This window comes from Acinetobacter lactucae, from assembly GCF_013344765.1.
Taxonomy (GTDB): Bacteria; Pseudomonadota; Gammaproteobacteria; order Pseudomonadales; family Moraxellaceae; genus Acinetobacter; species Acinetobacter lactucae_A.
Genome location: NZ_JABVBF010000257.1, coordinates 1 through 2,877 on the forward strand (window position 1 = coordinate 1; position 2,877 = coordinate 2,877).

The 2,877-nt window shown below is 37.4% G+C and carries 2 protein-coding genes; one reads left to right on the forward strand and one right to left on the reverse strand.

Annotated features, from left to right (window positions below):
* Positions 1-382: 382 nt before the first annotated feature.
* Positions 383-1,246, reverse strand: coding sequence for a LysR family transcriptional regulator (locus HUN22_RS16340; RefSeq protein WP_174731574.1), 864 nt, complete (start codon positions 1,244-1,246; stop codon positions 383-385).
* Between the two features lie 224 nt (positions 1,247-1,470).
* Between HUN22_RS16340 and HUN22_RS16345 the strand changes: the two genes are divergently transcribed.
* Complete coding sequence (locus tag HUN22_RS16345) at positions 1,471-2,364, forward strand: PhzF family isomerase (protein WP_174731575.1); 894 nt, start codon at positions 1,471-1,473, stop codon at positions 2,362-2,364.
* The last annotated feature ends 513 nt before the right edge of the window (positions 2,365-2,877 follow it).

Genomic DNA, 2,877 nt, shown 5'->3' on the forward strand with positions numbered 1-2,877 from the left:
CATATCGAAAAATTTATACAGTTCATCAACAGTAATCGTTTTAAACCTTATATAACAAACTCTAGTGGAACAGTAATTGTGAGAAAAGCATCAAAGAATGAAGTGATTGAGATATCTCCTTAGAGTTTTTATTTAACATAATGGGCGTTATCTGAAACCATATTTAAAAAGATTTTTTAAATCAAAGTATTAAGATTTTTTATTTGCTACAAAAAAAACAAAATTCCGTTTTTGACACAAGTCGGATTTTTATGAGCAGATTTGATAGTTCTCGCCAATCATTTTGACTAAAAATCACTCTATACAACTTGAGCGAGACATAACTAGGTTTAACTTAAAATTTCTTTTTCGAATTCAAAATTAGAATAAAAGCTAATTTTTATTACAACAGATATTCTTGTAGTTCTTTTTCAATTGTCTCACTAATCAACATTGAATAGTCACTATCCTTAGTATCTAAATGACGCATTAACCACACATCTTGTTTTAAAGTTTGCTCAGGTAGTATTGGCACTAAACCAGAAGCCTTTGCAACAAAACAAGGCAGGGCTGTAACTCCTTGTCCTTCAATGACTGCTCGTAGTTGCGAGTGCATGTTATCAAAAGACAAAGCAGGGGCTGTATCTTGGGTGAGTTCACGCATCCATTGTGCTAAAAACGTATATTGAAGGCTTCGGTCCCAACCGATTATACGATGATTCAATAAATCATCAGCCATTTCAGCATGCTCTGTGAAACTAGCGAGATAATCTTTACTGCAATAAAGCCCATACTCCAGTTGGCCAAGTCGCCGAATAATGTAGCGCCCGCTTTCTGGTCGCACAAGTCGAAGAATAATGTCAGCTTCCCGTCGGGAAAAATCAACAGGAACGACACTCGTTGAGATCTCTAATTGTAAATCTGGATGCTTCAGTTGTAATGCGGTTAGCTTTGACTGAAGTAACTGTTGCCCGATTAACTCAGGTAAAGCAATGCGGAATAATGATTGCTGTCCTTGATCGTTGTAACGTTCCATTGCTATCAAATGCTCTTCTGCTTTTTCAGCCAAAACAAAAAAATGTTTTCCAACATGGGTGAGTGTATAGCCATCACTGTCTCGGGAAAAAAGAACCGCATTGAGGCTTTTTTCCAGTTCAACGGCTCTGCGATGTACGGTAGAAACACTAATACCAAGCAATTTTGCACTGCGGCTCAACCCGCCAGTTCGCCCAATAGCTAACAAAATTTTAGTATCGTCCCAGTTCATACCTTTCCATTTTTAAAAAATGCGTTTGCAATAAAAACTATAGTATCCCCGATGTTTAGATTTATACAATTCAAACAACCACTACAAAGACTCAAAATTCATTATATGAGGCGACTATAAGCCTTTTAGAGCGGTGATATGTGTTGCTGCAATTAAATAAGATTTTCTAGTCATGGCGGGAGCTATTTCTGAGATCACAATATTAACAACAGAGGAATTCTGCCATGACGACCATTTATGTGGTTGATGCATTTACCACCAAACCAAATACAGGAAATCGAGCGGGGGTTGTTCTAGATGCTGACCATCTTACAACTCAAGAGATGCAAGATATTGCTGCATTCGCAGGGTATTCAGAAACTGCCTTTGTTTTATCACCAAAAGATCAAAGTCATGACATACATGTTCGATATTTTACCCCTACAAATGAAGTCCCGATCTGTGGACACGCGACGATCGCTAGTCATTTTTTACGTGCAACTACAGGCCACCAATCAGACTATCCATTAATCGCAAAAACGGGAGCAGGTCATTTACCCGTTTCAATATTTGGAAGTCCAAAAGCGTTATTTGTGAAAATGACCCAAGGTCGCGTAGAGTTTTTACCACCTTTTAGTGGGAGTCAACGGAGTGAACTTGCAAGCGCACTGGGTGTGAGCGAGAGAGATTTTGCGGACTTGCCAATACAAGTTGTCACGACGGGGCATTCCAAGGTGATGGTGCCAATGCGGAGCAGAAGTAAGCTTGATGGATTAACTCCGAACAATGAAAAATTGAAAGCTATTAGCGCTGAAATAGGTTGCAATGGTTTTTTCACTCTTGTCTTGGAAGGTAGTAGGCAAGAACCTATTACCTATGGTCGCATGTTCGCGCCTGCAATCGGTATTAATGAAGATCCTGTAACTGGTAATGCAAATGGTCCAGCGGGAGCGTACCTTGTTCACCACGATTTAATCGAATGTGACCAGAAAGTTAGTTATTGGGGATATCAAGGTCTTGCAATAGAAAAACCGGGGCGAGTTTTAGTAACAGTTGAGAAAATAGATTCAATATTACACGTTAGCATTGCAGGACAAGCGGTTTTAGTTGGCTCAGTTTTGTACTCGGGTAAAGGTTGATGATCTTTTAGAAATTATGACATTTTGAGTAATAAAAAACCGCTATAGATAGCGGCTTTTTATTTAGTAGATCGTCACACGACGCATATGCTGTCATTCTCTTATAAATAAATTCAAAAGCTTAGTAATCTTTATGGCACATGAAGACAAAATACAACGACACAACTTGTGACATTTTGTTGGTAAAACGACACAATAACTGTCACTATGAATATTGTAGCCTGAATTTATGGATATGAAGAAAAGATGAATAAAGCAGGCCTTGAATGATGAGATTTATTACATTTATTAATTTTTTGATTTATGAAAACTTATGTATTGATAAATGAAATTTCACGTGTCGCGTGACATGACACCAAACGAGACAGAGCTTGTCATTATGAGTGTAGGATGGCTCATCTAGTATCTTTTTCCTATAAGTTTTTTAGATTCAATATTCATTTAAGTAAATTCATTGACACAAAATTCTATTTTTGGATTAGCAGTAGTTTTATAAAATTGAACACTAAATAA

Excerpts from the sequence above, each read along its gene's own strand:
- HUN22_RS16340 (WP_174731574.1), bottom strand. The coding sequence starts at position 1,246 with ATGAACTGGGACGATACTAAAATTTTGTTAGCTATTGGGCGAACTGGC.
- HUN22_RS16345 (WP_174731575.1), top strand. The coding sequence starts at position 1,471 with ATGACGACCATTTATGTGGTTGATGCATTTACCACCAAACCAAATACA.